This window comes from Microbacterium sp. NPDC056569, from assembly GCF_042793475.1.
Taxonomy (GTDB): Bacteria; Actinomycetota; Actinomycetes; order Actinomycetales; family Microbacteriaceae; genus Microbacterium.
On the sequence record NZ_JBHTUV010000034.1, the window covers coordinates 1 to 1,693 of the forward strand.

Consider the following 1,693-nt stretch of genomic DNA (forward strand, 5'->3'; position numbering starts at 1 on the left):
GATTTGTAATCAGAGGGTCGAGGGTTCAAGTCCTTTAGCCGGCACCATTTTGCGGAAGTAGTTCAGTGGTAGAACACCACCTTGCCAAGGTGGGGGTCGCGGGTTCGAATCCCGTCTTCCGCTTAGCCAATTCATTACGCCGGGGTGGCGGAACTGGCAGACGCACAGGACTTAAAATCCTGCGGTGAGTGATCACCGTACCGGTTCGATTCCGGTCCTCGGCATTGTTTTATATTTAGCACCCATAGCTCAACTGGATAGAGTGTTTGACTACGAATCAAAAGGTTAGGGGTTCGACTCCTCTCGGGCGCGCCAATATAAGATACTACGCGGGTGTAGTTTAGTGGTAAAACCTCAGCCTTCCAAGCTGATGTCGTGAGTTCGATTCTCATCACCCGCTCCATTATTGAATGATCTTTGAAAACTAAACAAGACAAAACGTACCTGTTAATTCAGTTTTTAAAAATCGCACAGCGATGTGCGTAGTCAGTCAAACTACTTTATCGGAGAGTTTGATCCTGGCTCAGGACGAACGCTGGCGGCGTGCCTAATACATGCAAGTCGAGCGGACAGATGGGAGCTTGCTCCCTGATGTTAGCGGCGGACGGGTGAGTAACACGTGGGTAACCTGCCTGTAAGACTGGGATAACTCCGGGAAACCGGGGCTAATACCGGATGGTTGTTTGAACCGCATGGTTCAAACATAAAAGGTGGCTTCGGCTACCACTTACAGATGGACCCGCGGCGCATTAGCTAGTTGGTGAGGTAACGGCTCACCAAGGCAACGATGCGTAGCCGACCTGAGAGGGTGATCGGCCACACTGGGACTGAGACACGGCCCAGACTCCTACGGGAGGCAGCAGTAGGGAATCTTCCGCAATGGACGAAAGTCTGACGGAGCAACGCCGCGTGAGTGATGAAGGTTTTCGGATCGTAAAGCTCTGTTGTTAGGGAAGAACAAGTACCGTTCGAATAGGGCGGTACCTTGACGGTACCTAACCAGAAAGCCACGGCTAACTACGTGCCAGCAGCCGCGGTAATACGTAGGTGGCAAGCGTTGTCCGGAATTATTGGGCGTAAAGGGCTCGCAGGCGGTTTCTTAAGTCTGATGTGAAAGCCCCCGGCTCAACCGGGGAGGGTCATTGGAAACTGGGGAACTTGAGTGCAGAAGAGGAGAGTGGAATTCCACGTGTAGCGGTGAAATGCGTAGAGATGTGGAGGAACACCAGTGGCGAAGGCGACTCTCTGGTCTGTAACTGACGCTGAGGAGCGAAAGCGTGGGGAGCGAACAGGATTAGATACCCTGGTAGTCCACGCCGTAAACGGTGGGAACTAGGTGTTGGCGACATTCCACGTCGTCGGTGCCGCAGCTAACGCATTAAGTTCCCCGCCTGGGGAGTACGGCCGCAAGACTGAAACTCAAAGGAATTGACGGGGGCCCGCACAAGCGGCGGAGCATGTGGCTTAATTCGACGCAACGCGAAGAACCTTACCAAGGCTTGACATACACCGGAAAGCATCAGAGATGGTGCCCCCCTTGTGGTCGGTGTACAGGTGGTGCATGGCTGTCGTCAGCTCGTGTCGTGAGATGTTGGGTTAAGTCCCGCAACGAGCGCAACCCTTGTTCTGTGTTGCCAGCATGCCCTTCGGGGTGATGGGGACTCACAGGAGACCGCCGGGGTCAACTCGGAGG

4 tRNA genes and 1 rRNA gene are annotated in these 1,693 nt (G+C 54.0%); all 5 read left to right on the forward strand.

Annotation, left to right across the window (positions count from 1 at the left end):
• The first annotated feature begins 51 nt into the window (after positions 1–51).
• Positions 52–123: transfer RNA gene (locus ACFQ7C_RS20260), tRNA-Gly, on the forward strand.
• A 15-nt stretch (positions 124–138) separates the two neighbouring features.
• Positions 139–224, forward strand: a tRNA-Leu gene (locus tag ACFQ7C_RS20265).
• Between the two features lie 14 nt (positions 225–238).
• A tRNA-Arg gene (locus ACFQ7C_RS20270) sits at positions 239–315 on the forward strand.
• Positions 316–329: 14 nt separating this feature from the next.
• A tRNA-Gly gene (locus tag ACFQ7C_RS20275) sits at positions 330–403 on the forward strand.
• Between the two features lie 97 nt (positions 404–500).
• Positions 501–1,693: ribosomal RNA gene (locus ACFQ7C_RS20280) — 16S ribosomal RNA — on the forward strand; the annotation flags it as partial.